The organism is Microbacterium sp. ER1, assembly GCF_023383675.1.
Taxonomy (GTDB): Bacteria; Actinomycetota; Actinomycetes; order Actinomycetales; family Microbacteriaceae; genus Microbacterium.
In genome coordinates this window covers 1-294 of the sequence record NZ_QCXO01000037.1, presented here as the reverse complement: position 1 = coordinate 294, position 294 = coordinate 1, and the positions used below count along the sequence as shown (strand labels likewise).

Annotated in this window: 1 protein-coding gene; it reads left to right on the top strand. The window is 69.7% G+C overall.

Annotation, left to right across the window (positions count from 1 at the left end; all coding sequences use genetic code 11):
* The coding region (locus BV453_RS01655; protein ID WP_249520710.1) for a DUF427 domain-containing protein at positions 1 to 235 on the top strand (235 nt) is incomplete at its 5' end.
* Between the last annotated feature and the right edge of the window lie 59 nt (positions 236 to 294).

The window sequence follows — 294 nt, the reverse complement described above, 5'->3', positions numbered from 1 at the left end:
TCTCAGCATCGTCGTGGGTGACCGCCTGGCCGATGCCGTGGCGTGGTACTACCCCCATCCCCTCGCCGGCTTCGAGTCGCTGGCCGGGCGGGTGGCCGTGTACCCCGGCCGATTGGAGGAGTGCACGGTGGACGGCGAGGTTGTGCGCGCCCAGCCGGGCGACTTCTACGGCGGGTGGATCACCGACCGCATCGTCGGCCCGTTCAAGGGTGCGCCGGGCACGCTGGGGTGGTGACTCGGCGACTAGGCTGGTGAGGTGTCATTCTCGCTCGCTGAAGTCGCCCGGGTTTCCCA